General features: G+C 69.8%; 25 protein-coding genes. 12 read left to right on the top strand and 13 right to left on the bottom strand.

Annotated elements, in window-relative coordinates; translation table 11 throughout:
- Positions 1–51: 51 nt before the first annotated feature.
- Positions 52–1,008 carry an HpcH/HpaI aldolase/citrate lyase family protein gene (locus BST38_RS26125; protein ID WP_083146403.1) on the bottom strand — a complete coding sequence of 319 codons (957 nt, stop codon included), beginning with the start codon at positions 1,006–1,008 and terminating at the stop codon, positions 52–54.
- A gap of 25 nt (positions 1,009–1,033) precedes the next feature.
- Between BST38_RS26125 and BST38_RS26120 the strand changes: the two genes are divergently transcribed.
- The 4 genes from BST38_RS26120 (at position 1,034) to BST38_RS26105 (ending at position 5,500) form a co-directional block, all read left to right on the top strand.
- Complete coding sequence (locus tag BST38_RS26120) at positions 1,034–2,329, top strand: magnesium transporter MgtE N-terminal domain-containing protein (protein ID WP_083146402.1); 1,296 nt, start codon at positions 1,034–1,036, stop codon at positions 2,327–2,329.
- A complete protein-coding gene (locus tag BST38_RS26115) occupies positions 2,326–2,877 on the top strand; it encodes a DUF1003 domain-containing protein (protein ID WP_083146401.1) in 552 nt (183 codons plus the stop codon). Before BST38_RS26120 ends, BST38_RS26115 begins: the two co-directional genes overlap by 4 nt.
- 78 nt (positions 2,878–2,955) lie before the next feature.
- On the top strand, positions 2,956–4,323 hold the full coding sequence (locus BST38_RS26110; RefSeq protein WP_083146400.1) for a lytic transglycosylase domain-containing protein: 1,368 nt from the start codon (positions 2,956–2,958) through the stop codon (positions 4,321–4,323).
- Positions 4,324–4,372: 49 nt separating this feature from the next.
- Positions 4,373–5,500 (top strand): Mrp/NBP35 family ATP-binding protein, encoded by a 1,128-nt coding sequence (locus BST38_RS26105; RefSeq protein WP_083146399.1) that lies wholly within the window; start codon positions 4,373–4,375, stop codon positions 5,498–5,500.
- Between the two features lie 17 nt (positions 5,501–5,517).
- On the opposite strand, the gene tatB is transcribed toward BST38_RS26105, so the two are convergent.
- From tatB to sigE, 4 genes are all read right to left on the bottom strand, one after another.
- The gene (gene tatB / locus BST38_RS26100) at positions 5,518–5,940 is read right to left on the bottom strand and encodes a Sec-independent protein translocase protein TatB (RefSeq protein WP_083146398.1); all 423 of its coding nucleotides are present in this window, start codon (positions 5,938–5,940) and stop codon (positions 5,518–5,520) included.
- Between the two features lie 3 nt (positions 5,941–5,943).
- On the bottom strand, positions 5,944–7,440 hold the full coding sequence (gene htrA, locus BST38_RS26095) for a serine protease HtrA (RefSeq protein WP_083146397.1): 1,497 nt from the start codon (positions 7,438–7,440) through the stop codon (positions 5,944–5,946).
- 90 nt (positions 7,441–7,530) lie between these two features.
- Positions 7,531–7,926 (bottom strand): anti-sigma E factor RseA, encoded by a 396-nt coding sequence (rseA, locus tag BST38_RS26090; RefSeq protein ID WP_083146412.1) that lies wholly within the window; start codon positions 7,924–7,926, stop codon positions 7,531–7,533.
- An 82-nt stretch (positions 7,927–8,008) separates the two neighbouring features.
- Entirely contained in the window at positions 8,009–8,839 is an 831-nt protein-coding gene (gene sigE / locus BST38_RS26085; RefSeq protein WP_110781995.1) for an RNA polymerase sigma factor SigE, read from the bottom strand.
- 165 nt (positions 8,840–9,004) lie between these two features.
- Between sigE and BST38_RS26080 the strand changes: the two genes are divergently transcribed.
- The 6 genes from BST38_RS26080 (at position 9,005) to BST38_RS26055 (ending at position 14,239) form a co-directional block, all read left to right on the top strand.
- Positions 9,005–9,685, top strand: a complete 681-nt coding sequence (locus BST38_RS26080) for an O-methyltransferase (protein ID WP_083146396.1) — start codon at positions 9,005–9,007, stop codon at positions 9,683–9,685.
- Between the two features lie 117 nt (positions 9,686–9,802).
- Entirely contained in the window at positions 9,803–10,462 is a 660-nt protein-coding gene (locus BST38_RS26075; RefSeq protein WP_083146395.1) for a TetR/AcrR family transcriptional regulator, read from the top strand.
- Positions 10,455–11,360 (top strand): ABC transporter ATP-binding protein, encoded by a 906-nt coding sequence (locus tag BST38_RS26070; protein ID WP_083146394.1) that lies wholly within the window; start codon positions 10,455–10,457, stop codon positions 11,358–11,360. The genes BST38_RS26075 and BST38_RS26070 overlap by 8 nt, the downstream gene beginning before the upstream one ends.
- A complete protein-coding gene (locus tag BST38_RS26065) occupies positions 11,360–12,949 on the top strand; it encodes an ABC transporter permease (protein ID WP_083146393.1) in 1,590 nt (529 codons plus the stop codon). The genes BST38_RS26070 and BST38_RS26065 overlap by 1 nt, the downstream gene beginning before the upstream one ends.
- Positions 12,946–13,620, top strand: a complete 675-nt coding sequence (locus BST38_RS26060; RefSeq protein WP_083146392.1) for a methyltransferase family protein — start codon at positions 12,946–12,948, stop codon at positions 13,618–13,620. The genes BST38_RS26065 and BST38_RS26060 overlap by 4 nt, the downstream gene beginning before the upstream one ends.
- Positions 13,621–13,645: 25 nt before the next feature.
- Positions 13,646–14,239, top strand: coding sequence for a DUF4126 domain-containing protein (locus tag BST38_RS26055; RefSeq protein WP_083146391.1), 594 nt, complete (start codon positions 13,646–13,648; stop codon positions 14,237–14,239).
- Between the two features lie 22 nt (positions 14,240–14,261).
- Here the strand turns inward: BST38_RS26055 and glgC are convergent, their stop codons facing one another.
- Positions 14,262–15,476 carry a glucose-1-phosphate adenylyltransferase gene (glgC, locus tag BST38_RS26050; protein WP_083146390.1) on the bottom strand — a complete coding sequence of 405 codons (1,215 nt, stop codon included), beginning with the start codon at positions 15,474–15,476 and terminating at the stop codon, positions 14,262–14,264.
- A gap of 161 nt (positions 15,477–15,637) precedes the next feature.
- Between glgC and glgA the strand changes: the two genes are divergently transcribed.
- Positions 15,638–16,801, top strand: a complete 1,164-nt coding sequence (gene glgA, locus BST38_RS26045; RefSeq protein ID WP_110781993.1) for a glycogen synthase — start codon at positions 15,638–15,640, stop codon at positions 16,799–16,801.
- Between the two features lie 11 nt (positions 16,802–16,812).
- Here the strand turns inward: glgA and BST38_RS26040 are convergent, their stop codons facing one another.
- The 7 genes from BST38_RS26040 to log all read right to left on the bottom strand — a co-directional run bounded on the left by BST38_RS26040 (position 16,813) and on the right by log (position 22,489).
- Complete coding sequence (locus tag BST38_RS26040) at positions 16,813–16,980, bottom strand: DUF3117 domain-containing protein (protein WP_003931055.1); 168 nt, start codon at positions 16,978–16,980, stop codon at positions 16,813–16,815.
- 156 nt (positions 16,981–17,136) lie between these two features.
- The gene (locus tag BST38_RS26035; RefSeq protein WP_083146409.1) at positions 17,137–17,796 is read right to left on the bottom strand and encodes a DNA-3-methyladenine glycosylase I; all 660 of its coding nucleotides are present in this window, start codon (positions 17,794–17,796) and stop codon (positions 17,137–17,139) included.
- A gap of 5 nt (positions 17,797–17,801) precedes the next feature.
- Complete coding sequence (locus tag BST38_RS26030; RefSeq protein WP_083146389.1) at positions 17,802–18,179, bottom strand: DivIVA domain-containing protein; 378 nt, start codon at positions 18,177–18,179, stop codon at positions 17,802–17,804.
- A 52-nt stretch (positions 18,180–18,231) separates the two neighbouring features.
- On the bottom strand, positions 18,232–19,191 hold the full coding sequence (locus tag BST38_RS26025; RefSeq protein WP_083146388.1) for a glucosyl-3-phosphoglycerate synthase: 960 nt from the start codon (positions 19,189–19,191) through the stop codon (positions 18,232–18,234).
- Positions 19,188–20,063 (bottom strand): dihydropteroate synthase, encoded by an 876-nt coding sequence (gene folP, locus BST38_RS26020; protein ID WP_083146387.1) that lies wholly within the window; start codon positions 20,061–20,063, stop codon positions 19,188–19,190. The genes BST38_RS26025 and folP overlap by 4 nt, the downstream gene beginning before the upstream one ends.
- 19 nt (positions 20,064–20,082) lie before the next feature.
- Positions 20,083–21,888 (bottom strand): long-chain-acyl-CoA synthetase FadD6, encoded by a 1,806-nt coding sequence (gene fadD6, locus BST38_RS26015; RefSeq protein ID WP_083146386.1) that lies wholly within the window; start codon positions 21,886–21,888, stop codon positions 20,083–20,085.
- 37 nt (positions 21,889–21,925) lie between these two features.
- Positions 21,926–22,489, bottom strand: a complete 564-nt coding sequence (gene log, locus BST38_RS26010; RefSeq protein WP_083146385.1) for a cytokinin riboside 5'-monophosphate phosphoribohydrolase — start codon at positions 22,487–22,489, stop codon at positions 21,926–21,928.
- Between the two features lie 31 nt (positions 22,490–22,520).
- Between log and BST38_RS26005 the strand changes: the two genes are divergently transcribed.
- Complete coding sequence (locus BST38_RS26005; protein ID WP_420872548.1) at positions 22,521–24,503, top strand: AAA family ATPase; 1,983 nt, start codon at positions 22,521–22,523, stop codon at positions 24,501–24,503.
- Positions 24,504–24,507: the final 4 nt, after the last annotated feature.

Here is a 24,507-nt window from a genome sequence, read left to right as displayed (position 1 = left end):
GACATGCCCTAAGTCTCAGCCGCAACATCCGAAACATTTGTCAGACACGCCCTAGTCCGGCGGGCTGAACCGTTCGCCGGTGCGCCGCATACCCGCGGCGCGTCCCTTGCCCGCGATGACGAGCGCCATCTTGCGGCTGGCCTCGTCGATCATTTCGTCGCCGAGCATCACCGCGCCCCGCAGGCCGCCGGCCCGCGAGGTGTGCCATTCGTAGGCCTCGAGGATCAACTCGGCGTGGTCGTAGGCCTCCTGGCGAGGGCTGAACAGCTCGTTGCCCGCCTCGATCTGATCCGGGTGCAGCACCCACTTGCCGTCATAGCCCAGCGCCGCCGACCGGCCCGCCACCCGGCGGAACGCGTCGACGTCGCGCACCTTCAGGAACGGCCCGTCGATCGCGGCGATCCCGTTGGCCCGCGCGGCGACCAGGATCCGCATCAGGATGTGGTGGTAGGCGTCGCCGACGTCGTAGCCCTCGGGCTGTTCCCCGACCACCAGGGTGCGCATGTTCAAGCTCGCCATCAGGTCGGCCGGGCCGAGCACCAGTGCCTGCACCCGCGGGGCGGACGCGATCGCGTCGATGTTGGTCAGTCCACGCGCGTCCTCGATCTGCGCCTCGATCCCGATACGCCCCAGCGGCAGACCGTGAGTGGCCTCCAGTTGGGTCAGCAGCAGATCCAGCGCGTGGATGTGTGAGACGTCGGTCACCTTCGGCAGCACCACGATGTCCAGCGACGCGCCGGCGCGCGACACCACCTCGATGATGTCGGCGTGGGTCCACGGTGTGGTCCAGTCGTTGACGCGCACCCCGCGCAGCTGACCGGCCCATCCGGGTTCGGCCAAGGCTTCCGCAACCCGTGCGCGCGCTTGTACTTTCGCGTCCGGGGCGACGGCGTCTTCGAGGTCGAGGAACACCTCGTCGGCGGGCAGGCTCTTGGCCTTCTGGATCATCTTGTCGCTACTGCCCGGCACGGACAGGCACGTCCGACGGGGCCGATACCGGTTTTCCACAACAACACTCTCTACCCTGACAACCATGGCGTCGGTCAACAGGGTCTATGCGGCTCGGCTCGCGGGCATGGTGGTGCTCGGCCCCGACGGCGAATCCATCGGCCGCGTGCGGGATGTCGTCATCGGCATCAGCATCGTGCGACAACAACCCAGGGTCCTCGGGCTTGTCATCGAATTGCTCAACCGCAGAAGGATTTTCGTTCCGATCCTGCGGGTCACCGCGATCGAACCCGGGGCGGTGACCCTGTCGACGGGCAATGTGTCGCTGCGCAGGTTCTCCCAGCGCCCCGGCGAGGTGCTCGTCCTGGGCCAGGTGCTGGAGACCCGGGTCCGCGTCGACGATCCGGACCTGCCCGAGCTGGCCGGTGTCGACGTCGTCGTGGTCGACCTCGGCATCGAACAGACGCGCACGCGCGACTGGATGGTGACCCGGGTGGCGGTGCGCCCGCAGCGCCGGCTGGGCAGGCGCAGCAACGTGTCCTCGGTCGACTGGCAGCACGTCCACGGTCTCACCCCGTCCGGGCTGGCGATGCCGGATCAGGGCGTCGCGCAGCTCCTCGAGCAGTTCGAGGGCCAGCGCGCCGTCGAGGTCGCCGACGCGATCCGGGAACTGCCCGACAAGCGCCGCCACGAGGTCGTCAACGCGCTCGACGACGAGCGCCTCGCCGACGTGTTGCAGGAACTGCCCGAAGACGAGCAGGTTGCGGTGCTGCACCAGCTCAAGACCGACCGCGCCGCCGATGTGCTGGAGGCGATGGATCCCGACGACGCCGCCGACCTGCTCGGCACGATGACACCGGCCGACGCCGAATCCTTCCTGCGCCGGATGGATCCGGAGGATTCCGAGGACGTCCGCCGGCTGCTGAGCCACTCCCCCAACACCGCGGGCGGCCTGATGACCTCGGAGCCGGTGGTGCTCGCACCCGACACGACCGTCGCGGAAGCCCTTGCGCGCGTACGTGATCCGGACCTCACCCCGGCGCTGGCATCGCTGGTGTTCGTGGTGCGGCCGCCGACCGCGACACCGACCGGCCACTACCTCGGTTGTGTGCACACGCAGCGCCTGCTGCGCGAGCCGCCCGCGACGCTGGTCAGCGGGATCGTCGACACCGACCTGCCGAACCTGTCACCCGAGGACTCCCTGGGCGCTCTGACCCGCTACTTCGCCGCCTACAACCTGGTGTGCGGCCCGGTGGTCGACGACCAGAACCACCTTCTCGGCGCCGTGTCGGTGGACGACGTGCTCGACCACCTGCTGCCGGACAACTGGCGCGAGGACGAATCCGAGCCGCTGATCGTCACCGCGGAGAAGGCGACATGAGCGAATCGTCGCGGCAGCGCCTCGACACGCCGCGCATGTCCCGGTTCCTGGGGCCGCGGCTGGACATCGAGGCGGTCGGCCGGTTCAGCGAGCGCATCGCCCGGTTCCTCGGCACCGGGCGGTATCTGGCGATCCAGACCATCGTCGTCATCGTCTGGATCGCGCTGAACCTCGGCGCGTTCGCCTGGCAGTGGGATCCGTACCCGTTCATCCTGCTCAACCTCGCGTTCTCGACACAGGCGGCATACGCGGCGCCGCTGATCCTGCTCGCGCAGAACCGTCAGGAGAACCGGGACCGGGTGTCGCTGGAGGAGGACCGCCGGCGGGCCGAGCAGACCAAGGCCGACACCGAATTCCTGGCCCGCGAACTCGCCGCGCTGCGACTGGCCGTCGGCGAGGTCGCCACCCGCGACTATCTGCGTCGCGAACTCGACGAGGTACGCGACATGCTGGAGAAGTTGCACGAGTACGCCGTCGACGGCGCTGACAGAACGAGCAAACACGACACCGGCGACCGCAAGTCCAAGAAATCCGCCGGACACGGCTGACCGAATGCTGTTACACCACCGTTGCCGACTAGGTATGGTGGCGAGGTTCACAAGCGATCTCACAGCTAGGACGGTTGAGTGCACATAGGGGGAGGACCCGCCCTCCGCGCAGCGCGGCGTCGAGCAGGGCACGTCGTTCGCAATCCTGCGGTGGGTGTGGCGGCCGTGCTGACTCCCCTGGTTCTCGCCGGCGCCGTCGGCGCCTCCGCACCCGTGACGATCGACCCGACGCGAGACACCGCGGTGATGCCGCTGGCTTCCGTCGGAGCCCCGGCCGGAGCCACCGTCGTCGACCGTTCGGGCCCGTCGGTCGTCGCGGTCGCCAAACCGCCCGCCCCGCTGCGCACGGTCGCCAGCACCGCGTCGGCCCCGCCACCCCCGACCGTCGTCAACGCGCCCGGAACGCTGCGCATCCCGTCGGTGAACCTGGCGGCCTACCGCAACGCCGAAGCCATGATGGCCGCCGCATACCCCGGCTGCGGCGTCAGCTGGAACCTGCTGGCCGGCATCGGCCGCATCGAGTCGATGCACTCCTACGGTGGCGCGACCGATGCGCGCGGCACCGCCGTCCGCCCGATCTACGGTCCCGCGCTGGACGGCACGCTGCCGGGCAACGAGGTCATCGTCGAGAGCCGCACCGCCGACCGCGTCGTGTACGCGCGGGCGATGGGGCCGATGCAGTTCCTGCCCGGCACCTGGTCGCGCTACGCCTCCGACGGTGACGGTGACGGCAAAGCCGATGTGCAGAACGTCTACGACGCGGCCCTGGCCGCCGCGCGCTACCTGTGCAGCGGTGGCCTGAACCTGCGCAACCAGGCCGACGTGATGTCGGCGATCCTGCGCTACAACAACTCGATGGCCTACGCGCAGAACGTGCTCAGCTGGGCCGCCGCGTACGCCACCGGCGTCGTCCCGGTGGACCTGCCGCCGATCACCGGTTCGATCCCCGAGCTGAGTGACACCGAGAGCGCGACGCTGACGGCGCACCTGGACCGGCGCGCCGGGCTGGGCCCGGGGTTGCCCATCAACGCGGCCGGGCTGCCCGCCAGCGATCCGCTGTCGCTGATCCCGCTGATGGAGCGCACCGACGTCGCCAGCCAGATCAACACCGGCCTGCCCGGGTTCGGGGCCAGCCAGACACTCGGTCCGCCGCCGGGCCCGATGCCGGCGGCCGCACCGCTGCCCGCGGTACCCGCCCCGCCGCCGGCCTGGGTGCCGCCGTGGGTGCAGCAGCCGCCGCAGAAGCCCGCCCAATGCGCGGTGTTCTGCATCCAGGATCTGCCGCCCGCGGCACCTGCGCCCGCGCCGGTGCCGGCGGGCCCGCTGAACCTCGCCCCCGCACCGGCCGCGCCGCCGGCGCCGGGGCCGCTGCTGCCGCCGGCCCCGGCCGGACTGCCACCGGCACCCGGACCCGCTCCGGGACCGGCGCCCGGCCCCGTCGGCTGACGCGCCCGCATTCGTGACCACGGCACACCGGCGCCTAGACTCGCCGGTGATGTCCTCTACTCCGCACGACCTGGAAGCGGCGGTACGCACCGCCCTGACCAAGGTGATCGATCCCGAGCTGCGCCGTCCGATCACCGAAGTCGGCATGGTCAAAAGCGTCACCGTCGAATCCGACGCCTCGGTCCACGTCGAGGTGTACCTGACCACCTCGGCCTGCCCGAAGAAGACCGAGATCACCAACAGCGTCACGCGGGCGGTGCAGGACGTCCCGGGCACCGGCGCGGTCAAGGTCAGCCTCGACGTGATGAACGACGAGCAGCGCGCCGAGTTGCGCAAGCAGCTGCGCGGCGACTCGCGCGAGCCGGTCATCCCGTTCGCCCAGCCCGGATCGCTGACGCGGGTGTACGCGGTCGCGTCCGGCAAGGGCGGCGTCGGCAAGTCCAGCGTCACGGTCAATCTCGCCGCCGCGATGGCCGCGCGGGGGCTGTCCGTCGGGCTGCTCGACGCCGACATCTACGGCCACTCCGTGCCCCGGATGATGGGCACCCAGGACCGGCCCACCCAGGTCGACTCGATGATCCTGCCGCCCGTCTCCCACGACGTGCGGGTCATCTCGATCGCGATGTTCACCCAGGGCAACACCCCGGTGGTGTGGCGCGGACCGATGCTGCACCGCGCGCTGCAGCAGTTCCTCGCCGATGTGTACTGGGGCGACCTCGACGTGTTGCTGCTGGACCTGCCGCCCGGGACCGGTGACATCGCGATCTCGGTGGCGCAGCTGATCCCCGGCGCGGAGATCCTCGTCGTCACCACCCCGCAGCTGGCGGCCGCCGAGGTCGCCGAGCGGGCCGGGGCCATCGCGATCCAGACCCGCCAGCGCATCGCGGGCGTCGTCGAGAACATGGTCGACAGCCCCACCCTGAAGATGTTCGGCGAGGGCGGCGGACGCCAGGTCGCCGAGAGCCTGTCGCGCGCTGTCGGCGCCGACGTGCCACTGCTCGGTCAGGTCCCGCTGGACCCGGAGCTGGTGGCCGCGGGCGACTCGGGGGTGCCGTTGGTGCTCAGCGCCCCGGATTCCCTGGCGGGCAGGGAACTTCGCAAGATCGCCGATACGCTGTCGAGCCGCAAGCGCGGCCTGGCGGGGATGTCACTGGGCCTGGACCCGGCCGGTCGCTGACCGTCCGCGGCGCGGCGTCAGGTCGCGTCGGTGTCGAACGGCGTCGCGGTCGGCTCGGCCGCAGGAGGTGACGCCGCAGCCGGGCCCGGCCCGGACTGCGGCTTGGTCGGCGGGTTCTGCTGTGTGCCCGAGCCCGGGTTCTTCGCGTCGAACTTGCCGGTGAATATCGAGTCGTCGCCGTCGAGCAGATGCTTGGTCAGCGCCGCGCGCGGTGTCATGCCCCGCAACTTCTGCAGTTCCGACAGCGGCTCACGCAGGTCGTCGAACTCCGGGCCGAGATCCTCGCGGAGTTGGCTGGTCGCCCCGGAGACGTAGTCGCGCACCTGGCGCACCGCGCCGGAGGTCCACCGGATCGCGCCGGGCAGCCGTTCCGGTCCGAGGATCACCAGCCCGGCGATGACGAGGATGAGCATCTCGCCCCAACCGACGTTCGCGAACATCGGCTATGAAGCGCTGTCGTCGCCGATGGGCGTCACCGTCAGCGTCACATTGCGGCCTTCACGCACCACCTCGATCGGCGCGGGCTCGCCGATCTTGAGCTGGCGCACCGCGACGATCATCTCGTCGGCGTCGGCGACCTCGCGGTCCCCGACCTTGACGACGACGTCGTTCTCCAGCAGACCGGCCTGCTCTGCCGGGCTTCCCGGCTTCACGTCGGCGATCTGCGCGCCCTTGGCGACGTCGTTGCTGACCGAGCGGGCGGTCAGGCCCAGCGTCGGATGCGCGATCTTGCCGTTGCGGATCAGCGTCTCGACGACCTGCTTGACCTCGTTGACCGGGATCGCGAAGCCCAGGCCGCTGGCGCTGTCCGACAGCGACTTGCCCGCGGTGTTGATGCCGATGACCTCGGCGTCCATGTTGATCAGCGGACCGCCGGAGTTGCCGTGGTTGATCGACGCGTCGGTCTGCACGCCGTCGATCACGGTGTCGGTGTCGGAGCCGTCGCCGGACAGCGGGACGGGCCGGTGCAGCGCACTGATGATGCCGTGGGTGACGGTGCTGCGCAGGCCGAGCGGCGCGCCGGCGGCGATGACTTCCTCGCCCACCTGCAGCTTCTCCGAGTCACCCATCCGGGCGACGGTCAGGTTGTCCACGTTGTCGACCTTCAGGACCGCCAGGTCGGTCTTCGGGTCCCGGCCGACCAGGTTCGCGGGCACCTCTTTGCCGTCGTTGAACACCACCGACATCTTGAAGTCGCTGGGGTTGGTGGCCGCCTCGGAGATGACGTGGTTGTTGGTGACGATGTAGCCGCGGCCGTCGATCACGACGCCGGAACCCTGGGACCCCTCGCGGTCGCTGCTGGCCTCGATGGTGACCACGGAGTCGGCCACCGCGGCGGCCACTTTGGCGAACTGGCCCCGCGGTTCACCGTTGTCGTCGCCGCCACCGGTTTCCAGCGTGACCTTCGAGGTGGTGAACGCCGACACCACCTCGGCGGTGGTCCGGCCGACCCATCCCCCGGCGACGCCGATGAGGAGTGCGATCAGCCCGAGAACCATCAGCGCGATCGTGGACACCTTGCCGCCGAACAGCACGTCACGCACGCCGAGCTTGCCGACCGGCGCGTTCACCTGGGTCGGCGCCGCCGCGGGCACCGCCGGGGTGCCGAGCGCGGCCGGTGCGCCGGGATTGCGCCACGGATCGTCGACGTCGTCGTCGTCACCCTCGCGCTCGGCCTCCAGCGCGCCGGCGTCGGTGGGGTGGCGCTGCAGCGAGTCGACCCCGGCGTGCGGACGGCCGAACGCCTCCGCGAGCACCGGGTCGGGCGCCTGATCCTTGGGGGTGTATTCGCCCTGGTCGATGTGCTTCTCGGCGCCGAGGAACGAACCGCTCACGCCGGCCGGACGGCCGAACGCGCGCTGCGCCGCCGGATCGACGGGAGGGCGCGACACGGGGCGCGGCTCAAGACGCTCCCGACCGGTCTCGTCCAGATTGCTCACCCGTTCATCGCCCTTCGCTCGCCTGTGCCTGGTGCCGGAATCGATGCCGGCAATCGCCGACAGTCGCCGGCGGTCGGCTCCGTGTCCACCCTACCGGCGCTTGCGGCGAAGCCGTTGCGGGCTGTCAGCTAACTGCGGGGTGTCGACGGGCTCCGGCGCGTCGTCCGGTGTCCGGTCCGGGATCTGCGACAACAGGCCCAGCAAAGAGCTGGGCATCGAGACCGGGCAGGAATCCCGCAACGCTTCCCGCGCCTGCCGCTGCGCGTCGACCTCCATCGCGCACTCCGGGCACAACGACATGTGGTGCGCGGCGCGTAGATGCGCGGCCATCCGCAGCTCGCCATCGGCAAACGCGGCGATCGCCTCGGCGGACAGGTGCTCGGTGGAACCGAACTGCCGCGGACCGACGGGGTCCTCACTCTGGGAGGCGAACTGGGAGGGCAGCCAGGAGAACGCCCGGCGGAACGCATGCCCGGGATCGAACACGACCCAGCTCCTCTCCAGTCCGTCCGTTGTCAACGCGATCCTTCGAATGTAGCGCGACACGCCCGACTCGAGCGCGGGAACGTCATGCAGTTGTGACCATCTCCGCGGCCCCGGCGTCGGAGTGACGGGCCAGGTATTCGCGGATCGCCTGGCGGCCGCGGTGGATGCGGCTGCGCACCGTTCCGAGCTTCACGCCGAGCGTCGCGCCGATCTCCTCGTAGGACAGACCTTCGATGTCGCACAGCACCACCGCGGCGCGGAACTCCGGCGCGAGCGAATCCAGCGCCGCCTGTAGATCGGCCCCGAGTCGGGAGTCGTGGTAGATCTGCTCGGGGTTCGGCTCGTCGGCCGGCACCCGGTCGTAGTCCTCGGGCAGCGCCTCCATCCGGATGCGGCCGCGCCGGCGCACCATGTCCAGGAACAGGTTGGTCGTGATGCGGTGCAGCCAGCCCTCGAAGGTGCCCGGCTGATAGTTCTGCACCGAGCGGAACACCCGGATGAACGTCTCCTGGGTGAGGTCCTCGGCGTCGTGCTGGTTACCGGACAGTCGGTAGGCCAGGCGATACACCCGGTCGGCGTGCTGGCGGACGAGTTCGTCCCAGCTCGGCATCGCGGCCTTGTCCCCGGTCGCGTCGAATACCGCGGTACCGGTCAACTCCTCGGACGGTTCGACCCATTCGGCGTCGGTGAACTGCTCGAGATGGGCCATCGATACGGGTGCGGGAGCCAGCGTGCTCGCCGGCGCTTTGGACACGGGGCCGTTGATGATGGTCGTCGGATCCTCCAGATCGATGTGGCGCTGGTTCAGTCGGCCGCCATTCGGCGACCCTTCAAGATCGGAAACGCGAGGCGTCGCCTGGTTGTTCCCCGGCTGCACGGAGTCGATACGTGCGCTGGATGCGCCGTGTGTCATGCGATCACCATTTCCCGCGCCCGTGTGCCAGGCATATGAGCAAACTGAACTTTTCCTGAGAAAGACCGCTACCCCTTTTTCTAGCAGCGGAAACAGGTGTGACTCTGGTCGCGCACGCGGGCGTGTCGGTGCGGCGGGCGACGGGGTTGGTTCTACGCTGCGGGCATGGCCAACACCGACGAGCCTGGAGCGAACTCCGGCGAACTCTCCGCGCGGGCACGTCAGGCCGAAGCGATCGTCAACCACGCCGAACACTCGATCTCCGAGGACTCCATCGTCGCGGCCGCCCGGGAGCGGGCCGTCGACATCGGCGCAGGCGCGGTGACCCCCGCCGTCGGTGCATTGCTGTGCGTGCTGGCCAAGCTGACCGGGGCGCGCGCGGTGGTCGAGGTCGGCACCGGAGCCGGCGTCAGCGGCCTGTGGCTGCTCTCGGGTATGCGCGAGGACGGCGTGCTGACCACCATCGACGTCGAACCCGAACACCAGCGCATCGCCAAGCAGGCGTTCACCGAGGCCGGCGTCGGGCCCGGCCGCACCCGGCTGATCAGCGGCCGTGCCCAGGAAGTTCTGACCCGGCTCGCCGACGAGTCCTACGATCTGGTCTTCATCGACGCCGAGCCGGCCGATCAGCCCCAGTTCGTCGTCGAAGGGGTCCGGCTGCTGCGTCCGGGCGGTGCGATCGTCGTGCACCGTGCGGCCCTCGGCGGACGCGCCGGCGACGCGTCGGCGAAGGACAACGAGGTGGCCGCGGTACGCGAGGCGGCGCGCCTGATCGCCGAGGACGAACGGCTGACACCGGTGCTGATCCCCCTCGGCGACGGTCTGCTGGCCGCCGCGCGCGACTGACCATTCCCTGCGCGAGCAGACGCATTCTCCGGCGAGTCCCGCACGACACGCCGGAGAATGCGTCTGCTCGCGGCACGCCCTTGACGCCGCACTGAACGCACGTTTAACGTACTAAACATGCGTTCAGTCGACGATCTGACCGCGACGGCCCGGATCCGGGACGCTGCGATAGATCTGTTCGGCCGCGACGGCTTCTCGGTGAGCGTGCGCGCGATCGCCGCCGCCGCGGACGTCAGCCCCGGGCTCGTGATCCACCACTTCGGCTCCAAGGAGGGGTTACGCAAGGCGTGCGACACCTTCATCGCCGAAACCGTGCTCGCGAGCAAGCAGGAGTCGATCAGGAGCTCAGACCCCGCGACGTGGTTCGCGGCGATGGCCGAGATCGAGGACTACGCGCCGATGATGGCGTACCTCGTGCGCAGCATGCAGAACGGCGGAGAGCTGTCGAAGATGCTGTGGCGCACGATGATCGAGAACACCGAGCTGTACATCGAGGAGGGTGTACGGGCCGGCACGATCAAGCCGAGCGTGGACCCCGAGGCGAGGGCTCGCTTCCTCGCGCTGGCCGGTGGCGGCGGATTCCTGCTCTACCTGCAGCTGCACGAGAGCACAGACCTGAAGGTGGTGCTCCACGACTACGCCGAGCAGATGATCCTGCCCGCGCTCGAGCTCTACACCCAGGGGCTGATGGCGGACTCGACGATGTACGACGCGTTCGCCGCACAACGTGCGCGGGGGGTTCCCTTCACCGCGGCACCCGGAGCGCAGGATGGCTGAGACCACGCATGCGGTCGCGATCGCCGGGCTGCGGAAGTCGTTCGGGCGTACCACGGCACTCGACGGTCTCGACCTCACCGTGGCCCCCGGCGACATCACCGGGTTCCTCGGACCCAACGGCGCGGGAAAGTCGACGACCATCCGGGTGCTGTTGGGACTGCTGCGCGCCGACGGCGGCAGCGTGCGACTTCTCGGCGGCGACCCGTGGCGCGACGCGGTCGCCCTGCACCGCAGGATCGCCTACGTTCCCGGCGATGTCACGTTGTGGCCGAATCTGACCGGGATGCAGGCCATCGACTTCCTGGCCTCGCTGCGCGGGGACGGAAGCATCGATGCGAAGCGCCGCGATGCGCTGATCGAACGTTTCGAACTCGACCCGCACAAGAAGGCGCGCACCTACTCCAAGGGCAATCGGCAGAAGGTCGCGATCGTCGCCGCGTTCAGCACCCGCAGCGAGCTGTTCGTCCTCGACGAGCCGACATCGGGACTGGATCCGTTGATGGAGAAGGTGTTCCAGCAATGCGTCCGCGAGGTCGCCGATCGTGGTGCCGCGGTCCTGCTGTCGAGCCACATCCTCGCCGAGGTCGAAAAGCTCTGCGACGCCGTGACGATCGTGCGGGCAGGACGCACGGTGCGGTCCGGGACACTGGCCGAGATGCGCCATCTGATGCGCACCACCGTCGTCGCCCGGACGCGCGAAGACGGCGGCACCCTCGCCCACGCGCCGTACGTGCACGATCTGCGCACCGAGGACGGGCAACTTCGATTCTCGGTCGACCGTGACGATCTCGGCCGGGCGATGACCGATCTGACCGCGCTCGGCATCGATGACCTGACCGTCTCCCCCGCCTCTCTGGAGGACTTGTTCCTGCAGGAGTACCACGCGGCGGCACCGTGATGACTTCCCCGTCCCCGGGCGGCGGGCCGTGGACCGGCACCGCGCGGCTGGCCGGCCTCGCGCTGCGGCGGGACCGCGTCCGGCTCTCGGTGTGGATCGCGACGCTGACGCTGCTCATGGTGTACACCCCTAACGCGCTCGAGCTCGCGTATCCCGAAGAGGCACAACGCCTTGCGCGGGTCAACCTGCTCAGGACACCGGCGGGCATGATGATGGGTGGCCCGATGTTCGGGGTCAACGAGACCGATCTCGGCGCGATGATCGCCAACGAGCTGATGTTCACGTTGATCGTCGCGGCGTCGATCCTGGCCATTCTCACCGTGGTCCGGCACACCCGTGCCGAGGAGGAGAGCGGGGTCGCCGAACTGGTGCTGGCATCGGCCGTCGGCCGCCACGCCAGGACCACGGCGGCGCTGGCCGTCGCCTGCGGCGTGAACATCGTTCTGGCGGTGACGATGACGGCGGCGACCGTCGCGGCGGGTTTCAGGGTCGCCGACTCGGCCGCGATGTGCCTCGGCGTCACCGCGGTGGCGACGGTCTTCGCCGCCGTCGCCGCGGTGACGGCCCAACTGTGGCGTACGGCAAGGGCCGCGACCGGCGCGGCGATGGCGGTGCTCGCCGTTTCGGCGTTGGTCCGCGGGATCGGCGACGTCATCGACAACTCGGGAAGCACGCTGAGCTGGTTCTCCCCGATCGCGTGGGCACAGCAGATGCGCGCGTTCGTCGACCTGCGCTGGTGGCCCCTGGTGCTGCTCGCGGCCGTCACGGCGGCGCTCGTGGCGCTGGCCGCCGCGCTCGAGGCCCGCCGTGAGTTCGACGACGCGATCGTGCCGTCGAGCGGCGAACATCCCGGCGCCCCGCCGGTCCGCGGGCTGTTCGGCCTGCAGGTGCTGCTGCAGCGGGGACAGGTGTTCGGGTGGGCGGTAGGACTGTTCACCGCCGGGCTGGCGTTCGGGTCGATGACGAAGTCGTTGCTCGATGCGGCCGAGGGCAACGAGCTCATCGCCCAGCTCCTCCCGGTGCAGGGGCGCGACGGGGTGTACACCACGATGTCGCAGTTCCTGGCTGCCGCGGCGGGCGCGTACGTGGTCGCCGCCGTGTTGCGGGTGTACGGCGACGAGCAGTCCGGGCTCGGCGAGGCAGTGCTGGCCGCAGCGGTGCCTCGGTGGCGCTGGCTGGTCACCGCCGTCGCGGCGGCGACGGCGGGCGCCGCGGTGCTCATGCTCGCGGCGGGGCTGGGCAATGGCGTGGGCGCCGCGCTCACCCTCGACGAGCCGGGCCTGGTCGTGCGGCTGACGCTGGCGGGTCTGGCGTTCGTGCCGGCGTTGGCGGTACTCGCCGGGGTCGCGGCGGTCGCGGTCGCGGTGCGGCGCAGCTGGATCGGCTGGCTGGCGGTGACGTTCGTGATCGCCTCGCTGTATCTCGGCGCCCTGTTGCGGCTGCCGGACTGGCTGCTGGACCTCTCGCCCGTCGGGCAGACGACCGCGCCGGCCGAGGTCCCGGTGCCGGCCATGATCGTGATGGTGCTCGCCGCAACGCTTTTCACCGCGCTGGCGGTGGGGATCTACCGGAACAGGGACGCGGTATGAAGATCAAGCTGCAGGCGCTGGCATCCACGCTGATCGGACTCGTCATCTTCGCCGCCGTACTGTTCTGGCCCGCAGGCACGCTCGACTACTGGCAGGCCTGGGTGTTCATCACGGTCTTCGTCGTGACGACGATCGTCCCGACGGTGTATCTGGCTGTCCGCCACCCCGATGTGCTGGCCCGGCGGATGAAGGCGGGCCCGCTGGCCGAGACCCGGCCGGTCCAGCGGCTCGTCATCACCGGGGTGACGGTCCTGGTGCTGGGGACCTTCGTCCTCTCCGCGCTGGACCACCGGTTCGGGTGGTCCCACGTGCCGGTGTGGCTCACGCTGCTGGCCAACCTGCTCGTCGGTGTCGGGCTCGGGATCACCCAGTTGGTCATCGTGCAGAACAACTTCGCCGGGGCCAGCGTCACCGTCGAACCGGGGCAGACCCTGGTCTCCACCGGCCTGTACGGAATGGTCCGCCATCCCATGTACTCCGGGGCCGCATTGATGATGCTCGCGACACCCCCGGCGCTGGACTCGCTGTGGGGCCTGGCCGGCGTCGCCGCGGCGGCCCCGCTGATGGTCGCCCGCATCCTCGACGAGGAGAAGATGCTGACGGAGGAACTGCCCGGATATCGCGAGTACACCCGGCAGGTGCGGGCCCGCTTGATCCCCGGGGTGTGGTGAGCGTGCTCGTCGCATACTGATTCGCATGGAGCTGCTCACCGGTTTCGGCCTGGCGACGGCGGCCGGGCTGAACGCCTACATCCCGCTGCTCGCGCTCGGGCTGCTGGCCCGGTTCACCGGCCTGGTGACGCTGCCCGCCGGCTGGGAGTGGCTGACGAACGGCTGGGTCATGGTGATCGTGGCGGTGCTGCTGGTCGTCGAGGTCGTCGCCGACAAGGTGCCCGCGCTCGACAGCGTCAACGATGCGGTGCAGACGTTCGTGCGGCCGGCCGCGGGCGGCATCGTGTTCGGTTCCGGCACGTCCGCGCAGACCGCGGTCGTCACCGACCCCGCCGCGTTCGCGCAGTCCGGCCAGTGGATCCCGGTGTTGATCGGCATCGCGATCGCACTGGTGGTGTCGTTGACCAAGTCCACGGTGCGCCCGGCCGCCAATGTCGCGACGGCCGGGATGGCCGCACCGGTGCTCAGCACCGCCGAGGACATCGCCAGCGTCGCGCTGGTTTTCGTCGCGATCTTGGTGCCGATGCTCGTCCTGGTCGCGCTGCTCGCGCTGGCGTGGGTCGCGGTCCGGCTGGTCCGCAGGCGCCGGGCCGCACAACGGGCCGCGCCCGGACGCTGACCCCCGTCCGGGTGCCGGTGGCTTAGATCCACACACCCTTGCCGACGGCCACCACGCCGCCCGCGCTGACGGTGAACCGTTCCCGGTCCTTGTCCAGGTCGACCCCGACCATCTCACCGGGGCCGACGACGACGTTCTTGTCCAGGATCGCGTGCCGCACCACCGCGCCGCGGCCGATGCGCACGCCCGGCATGATCACGCTGCCCTCGACGATGGCGCCGTCGTCGATCGCGACATTGGACGACAACACCGAATTGCGAACGGACGCAGCCGAAATGATGCTGCCCGCGCCCACCACCGATTCCTGGGCGGACCCGCCGTTGACGAATTTGGCCGGCGCCAGGTTCTCGGCGCCGCCGCGGATCGGCCAGCGCTTGTTGTACAGGTTGAAGATCGGGTGCACCGACACCAGGTCCATGTGCGCGTCGTAGAACGCGTCCAGCGTGCCGACGTCACGCCAGTAGCCGTGGTCGCGTTCGGTGGCACCGGGCACCTCGTTGTTGCTGAAGTCGTAGACCGAGGCCATTCCGTCGGCCACCAGGCGGGGAATGATGTTGCCGCCCATGTCGTGGTCGGAATCGTCGTCCTCGGCGTCCGCGCGGATCGAGTCGATCAGCACCTTGGTGGTGAAGACGTAGTTGCCCATCGATGCGAACGTCATGTCCGGGTCGTCGGGCGTGCCCGGCGGGTCGGCCGGCTTCTCCACCCATCCCCTGATGCGTCCCGAGTCGTCGGCGTCGATGCAGCCGAACGCGCTGGCCTCCGAGCGCGGCACCCGGATTCCGGCGACCGTCGCACCCGCTCCGCTCTCGATGTGTTGCTGGACCATCTGCTCGGGGTCCATGCGGTAGACGTGGTCGGCGCCGAAGATCACGATGTAGTCGGGATCCTCGTCGTAGATCAGGTTCATCGACTGATAGATCGCGTCCGCCGACCCGGTGTACCAGCGCGGGCCGAGGCGCTGCTGGGCCGGCACCGGGGTGATGTACTCCCCTGCGAGCCCCGACAGCCGCCAGTTCTGGGATATGTGGCGGTCCAGCGAATGCGACTTGTACTGCGTCAAAACGCAGATCCGCAGGAATCGGGCGTTGACGAGATTCGAGAGCACGAAATCGATCAGGCGGTAACCGCCACCGAAAGGCACCGCGGGCTTCGCCCGGTCGGCCGTCAGCGGGTAGAGCCGCTTACCCTCCCCGCCCGCCAGGACGATGCCCAGCACATGTGGCGCTTCCCTCATGTTTCCAACCTATCCGCACGCCGCGACGGCGGCTAGCCATTCGCCGCCAACTCGCGCGTCCCCGGCCCGCCACACGCCGCTGACGACGGGTTTTCGGGCTGTCCGTCAAGACAATTGGGGATGCGGCGCAGCGCATCGAGAAGTTGGATACGGTCAGGAGCATGCGGGTGGCGATGATGACGCGGGAGTATCCACCGGAGGTCTACGGCGGCGCCGGCGTCCATGTCACCGAACTCGTCGGGCAGCTGCGGCTGCTGTGCGAGGTCGACGTGCACTGCATGGGGGCACCGCGCCCCGGTGCGACGGTTGCCCAGCCCGACCCGGCGCTGGCCGGCGCGAACCCGGCGCTGGCGACGCTGTCGGCCGACCTGTCCATGGTCAACTCCGCCGCGCAGGCCACCGTGGTGCACTCCCACACCTGGTACGCCGGGATGGCGGGGCATCTGTCGGCACTGCTCTACGGGGTGCCGCACGTGCTGACCGCGCACTCGCTGGAGCCGATGCGGCCGTGGAAGGCCGAGCAGCTCGGCGGCGGCTACCGCATCTCGTCGTGGGTGGAGAAGACCGCGGTGGAGGCCGCCGATGCCGTCATCGCCGTCAGCGCCGGGATGCGTGAGGACGTGCTGCGCACGTATCCGGCGCTGGACCCCGGCAAGGTGCATGTCGTCCTCAACGGGATCGACACCGACAAATGGCGTCCGGTCGAAGCCGGCGGCGACGGGTCGGTGCTGACCGAACTCGGTGTGGACCTGTCCCGTCCGATCGTCGCGTTCGTCGGCCGGATCACCCGGCAGAAGGGCGTCGCCCATCTGGTGGCGGCCGCGCACCACTTCGATCCCGCGGTGCAGCTCGTGCTCTGCGCCGGCGCCCCCGACACCCCGGAGATCGCCGAGGAGGTTGCCTCCGCGGTGCAGCAGCTGTCCCAGAGCCGCACCGGGGTGTTCTGGGTCCGGGAGATGCTGCCTCAGCCGAAGATCGACGAGATCTTGTCCGCGGCAACGGTATTCGTATGCCCATCGGTGTACGAACCGCTGGGCATCGTGAACCTGGAGGCAATGGCGTGCGCGACGGCGGTGGTCGCCTCCGACGTCGGCGGCATCCCCGAGGTGGTCTCCGACCAGCAGACCGGGCTGCTGGTGCACTACGACGCCGACGCGCCGGCGACGTTCGAACGTGACCTCGCCGAGGCCGTCAACGCCCTGGTCGCCGACCCGCAGCGGGCCGGGCGGTACGGGCAGGCGGGCAGGCAGCGCTGCATCGACCATTTCTCATGGGCGCGCATCGCCGAACAGACCGTGCAGATCTATCGCACGGTCTCGGCCTAGCGGAGTCGGCGCTAGCTGGTCACGCCCTTGAGTTCGTCGCCGAGGGCGGCGGCTTCCTCCGGGGTGAGCTCGACGACGAGTCGGCCCCCGCCTTCCAGTGGAACCCGCATCACGATGCCTCGCCCCTCCTTGGTCGCTTCCAGTGGACCGTCTCCAGTCCGGGGCTTCATCGCCGCCATCGAGTGCTCCCTCCACAATGGGCGTGCCCGTCAGGGCCTCGTCTGTCCGTGAGCCGGAAGCTGGGCACCGTTGGGCGTGCACCGACAGCACCCGGCTCTGAACTGCTACAGGTTCCATTGTTCCCTATCCAGGCCGAGTCGTGTGCGAAGACCCGGCTATAGCTGCTCTGACGGGGCCTTTTGATTCGCTGAACCGCCGGCCCCGGTCGCCTCCACACGCGGTACCCAGCAGTCGGCGACGTGGTCGTCGACCATCCCGGTGGCCTGCATCAGGGCGTACGCCGTCGTGGGCCCGACGAACCGGAATCCGCGTTTCTTGAGTTCCTTGGCCATGGCCGTCGACTCCGGGGACACCGCGGCGACGTCCGCCAGACTCTCCGGCCGCGACCGCGTCGCCCGGTCCGCCGGCGCGAACGACCACAGCAGCTCCCCGAGATCCTCACCGGCGTCGGTCATGTCGGCGACCACACGGGCGTTGGCGATGGTGGCCTCGATCTTGGCGCGGTTGCGCACGATGCCCGACTCGGACATCAGCCGTTCGACGTCGCGGTCGCCGTAGCGCGCGACGCGCTCGACGTCGAAACCGTCGAACGCCGCCCGGAAGTTGTCCCGCTTGCGCAGGATGATCAGCCAGGACAGTCCGCTCTGGAACGCCTCCAGACTGACCCGCTCGAACAGCTCGGGCGAGCCGTGCAGCGGGCGGCCCCATTCGGTGTCGTGGTAGTCGCGGTACAGCACGAAGTCGGCGTCCGACAGCCGCGACTGATCGATCCACCCGCAGCGGGTCCGGCTGTCCGGTTCCATCGCCTGTTTCATGCCGGTCACGAGTCGTCCCGCGCGTACTCCGGGGGAAGGGCGTGCGCCCCGGCCGGCGCGTCGGCGCCCTGCTGCCCGGGGTCCGCATCGAGGCCGTAGGACGAGCGCACCGCGGCGAGTTCACCACGCAACATGTCGATCTCGCGGCCGAGCCGGTCGAGCACCCAGTCGACTTCGCTGGGCTTGTAGCCACGCAGCGTCTGGGTGAATTTCACGGCCTCGACGTCGGCCCCGGTGACACCGGACGCGGGCAGCACGGTCGCGGTGGTCCCCTGGGGAAGCGGCGGCAGCACCTCACCGCGACCGAACAACACACTGCCCACGGCGAACAACACGATGCCGACGAGCACCAGTACGACGAGGTAGAGCAGGACGAGAGTCACCCCTCGATAGTGCCCGACGGCACCGACGACCGCGGCGCGGCCACCCGTTGGGTCAGCGCGGCCGCAGCGTGTTCATCGGCGGACGGTCACACAACGACACCGTCGACGTGCGCGGGGTGTAGTCCTCGCCGTCGGCGAAGAACTGGGTCAGCCCGACGCCGGAGTCCGGGACGCCGCAGCGCGACAGCAGCGTGCCGATGACCTGCCTGCTCATCGACGCCAGCTCGGTCAGCGGCCGGTTGCGGTGCGTACGCACACCGAGGTTGACCTGCGCGATGGCGTCCAGCCCCAGCCGGTCGTAGGTGTCGATGAGCAGCCCGATCTCGACGCCGTAGCCCGGCGCGAACGGCACCGCGGTCAACAGTTCGCGGGTGCCGGCGTATTCGCCGCCCAGCGGCTGGTACAGGCACATCAACTCGGGGCGCAGCGAGGCCAGCAGCGGGCGGGCCACCAGCTCGGTGACACGGCCGCCGCCGTTGGCGTCCTCCTTGCCGCTGACCTTCAGCGGCCTCCGGTAGAAGCCCTTGACCAGATGCACACCCTCGGTCGTCAGCAGCGGACCGAGCAGCTTGGGCACGAACATCGGGTCCGGATCGATCAGGTCGGAGTCGACGAACGCGATCAGGTCGCCGGTGGTGGCCGCCAGCGACCGCCACAGCACCTCGCCCTTGCCGGGCTGCGGCGGCACCTCGGGCAGCGCGACCTCTCGGCTGACCACCCGGGCCCCCGCGGCGACCGCCCGGATCTCGGTGTCGTCGGTGGAACCGGAGTCCAGCACGATCAACTCGTCGACGAGGCCACCCAGCAACGGGGTGATGGTCTCGACGACGCTGGCGACGGTCTCCTCCTCGTTCAGTGCGGGAAGCACGACCGACACCGTGCGGCCGCGCTTGGCGGCCACCAGTTCGGCGATCGACCAGTCCGGCCGGCTCCAGCTGCGATCGGTCAACCAGCGGTGTTCGGCGACCTCGTAGGTGGCCAGTTCATCGACGCGGTCAGACAGCACAGTCATGCCAATCCCCTCACCGTGTGTTTCGGCGGACGGGCGCCTCGGATTGACGCAACCATCTCCAGTACCCGACGCGTGGGACCCACCTCGTGCACCCGGAAAACGGCGGCGCCTTCCGCGGCCGCCAGAGCGGTCGCGGCCAGGGTGCCCTCGAGGCGTTCGGTCAGTCCCACACCCAGAGTTTCCCCGACGAAATCCTTGTTGCTCAGCGCCATCAGGACCGGCCATCCAGTGTTAACAAGCTCTTTTACATGACGCAACAAACTAAGACCGTGGTAAGTGTTCTTGCCGAAATCGTGGGTCGGATCGATCAGGATGCGGTCGCGGGCGACCCCGAGCGACACCGCCCGCTCGGCCGCGGCCGTCACCTCGGCCAGCACGTCGTCGACGACGCCCCTCTCGGTCAGCCCGTAGTTGACCCGGAACGGCCGGGTCCGCGGCACCGCGCCACCGGTGTGCGAACACACCAGGCCCGCGCCGAACTCGGCGGCCACGGCCGCCAGGTCGGGGTCGGCGCCGCCCCACGTGTCGTTGATCAGGTCCGCACCAGCCGCACACGCCTGTTTGGCCACCTCGGCGCGCCAGGTGTCCACGCTGATCAGCTGGTCCGGGAACGTCTCGCGCAGCCATTCGATGAACGGCACCACCCGGGCGATCTCCTCGTCGACCTCGACGGTGACCCCGGGCCCGGCCTTCACCCCGCCGACGTCGACGATGTCGGCGCCGTCGGCGATGACGCGGTGCGCGGCCTGCTTGGCCGCCTCGTCGGTGAACGTCGCCCCGCGGTCGTAGAACGAGTCGGGCGTCCGGTTCACGATCGCCATGATCAGCGCACGGTCCCCCGCGACCGGGCGACCCAGGAACGTCGACTGCACCTCCCCAGGCTACGTGCAGCTACTTGGGCTTCTTGCCGTCCTTGACCTCGATCAGGTACTCCTCGTAGAACTCGACGTAGCCCTCCTCGCGCCCCGACAGCACGTAGATCGGGTCCTCGACCTTGACGTCGTCGTCCTCGCCCTCGCCGCTGGAGCCGCCGTAGCCCTCCTTGCGCAGGTCCCCCTTCTGGCTCTTGAACGTCGAGGTGTGGGCGAGTTCTGAGACCACCCGCACGAACAGCGGCACCGCGTAGCCGGGCAGTTTGTCGAAGGCGGCCTTGGCCAGCGATTTGCCGTCGAACTCCTTGCCCTCTTTGAGCTGGATGGCGACCATGCCGGCGCGGCCGCCGGTGTCGGGCACCTCGACGCCGAAGACGGTGGCCTCCTCGACCTGCGGGTCGGTCGACACCGCCGCCTCGACCTCGGTGGTGGCCACGTTCTCACCCTTCCAGCGGAAGGTGTCACCGAGCCGGTCGGTGAACGCCGCGTGCCCGAACCCCTGGGCACGCATCAGGTCCCCGGTGTTGAACCACACGTCGCCCTCCTTGAAGGCGTCGCGGACCAGCTTCTTCTCCGACTCCTTCTTGTCGGTGTAGCCGTCGAAGGGCTGGAAGTTGCTGACCTTCGACAGCAGCAGGCCGGGCTCCCCCTTCTTGACCTTGCGCACCCGGCCGTCGTCGCCGCGCACCGGCTGGCCGGTGTGCTCGTCGTACTCGACGAACGCGACCGGGCTGGGGCAGATCCCGGTGGTCTTGTCGACGTTGAGGACGTTGACGAACGCGGTGTTGCCCTCGCTGGCGGCGTAGAACTCGCAGACCCGCTTGATGCCGAAGCGTTCGGTGAACGCGTCCCAGATCGCCGGGCGCAGACCGTTGCCGCAGATGACCCTGACCCGGTGCTTGCGGTCGGTCGGCTTCTCGGGCTGGTTGAGCAGGTAGGTGCAGATCTCGCCGATGTAGACGAATGCGGTGGCGTCGTAGCGGATCACGTCGTCCCAGAACTTCGACGCCGAGAACGACTTACCCAGCGCCAGCGTCGCCCCGGAGCTCAGCACCGACGACAGCGCCACCGTCAGCGCGTTGTTGTGGTAGAGCGGCAGGCAGCAGTAGAGCGTGTCGTTGCTGTTGAGGCGCATACCGAGGCCGCCGAACCCGGCCAGTGCGCGCAGCCACCGGTAGTGGGTCATCACGCTGGCCTTCGGCATGCCGGTGGTGCCGGAGGTGAAGATGTAGAACGCCTTGTCCTTGGCGAGCACCGCGGACGTGGTCGCGGGGTTGCTGGTCGGCGCCGTCTCGGCGAGCTGCTTGAACTCGTCGAGGGTGACCAGCCCGTCGGTGTCGGCGCCGGATTCGGTGATGTGTTCCACGAACTCGGTTTCGGCGACCACGACCGAGGCCGACAGCAGTCCGAGGCTGTGCTTGAGGACCTCGTCGCGCTGGTGGTAGTTGAGCATCCCCGAGATCGCCCCGCACTTGACCGCGGCGAGCATGAGCAGCACCGGTTCCGGGGAGTTGCGCATCATGATGCCGACGACGTCACCGTGGCCGACTCCCTTGGCCGCCAGCACCGCGGCATAGCGGTTGACGGTCTCGTTCGCCTCGGCATAGGTGATCTCGCGGTCCTCGAACTTGAGGAACACCTTGTTGCCGTACTGCGCGGCCCGGTCCTGGAAGACCTTCCCGATGGACGTCTTCGCGGTCGGGCGGGCACCGAAGCCGGTGACCACGCCGCGCACGATCGTCGGCGTATCCCTGACCAGTCCCGGTACCTGTTTGGCGATATCGAGCAGACCGACGCTGCTGCGGGTCCCCGACTTCTTGCTCACTGTGCCTCCGCTGTCTCCGCTGCTGCTGTTGTGTGCGTCACCCTAGCCGGGGTGCGCAGGCGGCCAGAGCGGCATCGACGTCGTCGACGACGACGAGGGACCGCATCGCGTCCTCGGCGACGTATCCGGTTCCGACCAACCCCCGCAGCCAGGCCAGGAGACCGTCGTAGTGCCCCGTGGTGTCGAGCATCACGATCGGTTTGGTGTGCATACCCAAATAGCCCGCTGTCCAGGCTTCGAAGAACTCCTCGAGGGTGCCGATCCCGCCGGGCAGCGCCAGGAACGCGTCCGCGCGGTCCTCCATCACCTGTTTGCGTTCCCGCATCGTGTCGGTGACGACCAGTTCGTCGGCTTCGGTGTCGGCGACCTCCCGGTGCACGAGCGCCTTCGGGATCACACCGACGGTGTATCCGCCGTGGCTGCGGGCCGCGCTCGCCACCTCGCCCATCGCCGAGACGTTGCCGCCACCGGAGACCAGCGTCCAACCCCGGTCCGCGATGCCGGCGCCGACGGCGCGGGCCAGCTCCAGCAGCGCGGGATGAGTCGGACCCGAGGCGCAGTAGACACAGACGGCCCATTCACGGTCTGGATCTCGGGACACACCACCAACCTAGCCACATAGACTCCGGCATGTGCCTTCGCCTCTGCCTCTCGGATGGGTGATCGCGCCCGCCGATCCGGTGCTCGACCAGCTCGAACTCGGTGTGCGGACCCGCGCGGGGGCGGTGCTGATCGGCCCGTCCGGGGTCGGGAAGACGACGCTGGCACGGACCGTCGCCGACCGGCTGGCAGCCGAGTTCCCGCGCGTGGACTGGGTGTTCGCGACGACCGCCCGCCAGCCTGTGCCCTTCGGGGCATTCGAACGGCTCATCACGGTTCCCGAGACCGGGTCGGCCACGGCGGTGTCGCGCGCGGCCGCCGAACAACTCGGCGACGGGCGGCTGTTGATCGTCGACGACGCGCACCTGTTGGACCCGCTGTCGAGTGCGCTGGTCCATCAGCTGGCGGTCGAGGGGACGGCGCGACTGCTGCTCACCGCGACGGCCGACGACGCGCCGGTGCCCGCCGAGGTGAGCGCACTGTGGCGCGACGGTCTGGTGGCCCGCGTCGACGTGCGACCGCCGGGGCACGACGACGCCCGGCTGCTCGCACAGGCCGACGAATTCGTCGCGACCCTGCCGGCCCCGGCACGCAGCGTGCTGGAGTTCCTGACGGTGTCGGATCCATTGCCGCGCACCGATGCCGACACGCTGGCCGGCGCCGATGCGGTCGACGCGGCGCTGGAGTGCGGCGCCGTGCTGGCCATCGGCGGTGAACTTCGCCCCGCACACCCACTGCTGCTCGACGCGGTCCGCGGTGCACTCGGCGGCCCGGAACTCCGTCGGCTGCGCACCGCGGTGGTCGAGCGCACGTCCGGGCCCGGCCGGGGCGTGGTCTCGCGGCTGCGGACGGCGTTCCTGGCGATCGGCAGTGACCGCGCCCTGACCGCTTCCGAGCTGTGCGCGGCGGCGCGGGAAGCGCTGAGGCTCGGCGATCTCGATCTGAGCGAACGGCTCGGCCGGGCCGCGCTGGCCCAGTCGCCGCAACTCGACGCCCGGTTGACCGTCGGGTATGCGCTGGCCTGGCAGGGCCGGGGCCGCGACGCCGACGAGATCCTCGCCGAGATCGACCCGGCGACACTGAGCGAAGACGAGCTGCTGGCGTGGGCGCTGCCCACCGCGGCCAACCAGTTCTGGATGCTGTCCGAACCCGAACGCGCGACGGCGTTCCTGCGAACGACCCGCGGCAAGGTGACGTCGCCGTCGGCGCGGATCACACTGGACGCCCTGTCTGCGACGTTCACGATGAACGCCGGAAACCTGGGCCGTGCACTGGAACTCGCCGACGAGGTGCTGGGGTCGGAATACGCCGACGACACCGCCGTCGGATGGGCGGCCTCGGCGGCGGCGTTGAGTTCGGCGCGGATGGGCCGGTTCGCCGACGTCGACGCGCTCGCCGAGCGCGCGCTGTCGGCCGGGCAGCCGGGTCTGTTGCGGTTCACCAGTGGCTTCGGCCAGACCACGGCGCTGATGATGACCGGCGACACCGACCGCGCTCTGGAGCTGGCGCGGCGGCTGACCGATCTCGCGCAGCGGCATCAGCCGGGCCGGGCGATCGGCGCGGTGCTCACCGCCGATGTGCTGATCGCATCCGGTGAGCACGCCGAGGCGGTGCCGCTGCTTCGCGACGCCGCGGCGGCGCTCGCACCGACCGGCTACTCCTGGGGGCCCCTGGCGTGGATGCTGCTCGCGCAGGCGCTGGGCCGGCTCGGCCAGCCGGTGGAGGCCGGAAAGGCGTTGTCCCGCGCGGAAACCAAGCACGGTCTCAAGTCGATGTTGTTCGCCCCCGAGCTGGCACTCGCACGGGCCGCGACGATGTCGGCACGAGGCGACGAGCACGGCGCGGTCGCGGCGGCACGTGACGCCGTGAAGGCCGCAGAACGCGGCGGCCAGCAGGCGGTCGCGCTGCGCGCGGCACGCGACGGGGCGCAGCTAGGCGATCCGCGGGCCGCCGAGACGCTGGCCCGGTTGTCCCGCGACCTCGACTGCGCGTTCGCGCGGGCGGCGCTGAGGTAACCGG

This window comes from Mycolicibacterium parafortuitum, assembly GCF_002086815.1.
Lineage (GTDB): Bacteria > Actinomycetota > Actinomycetes > Mycobacteriales > Mycobacteriaceae > Mycobacterium > Mycobacterium parafortuitum.
This window is presented reverse-complemented; position numbering and strand designations above follow the sequence as displayed.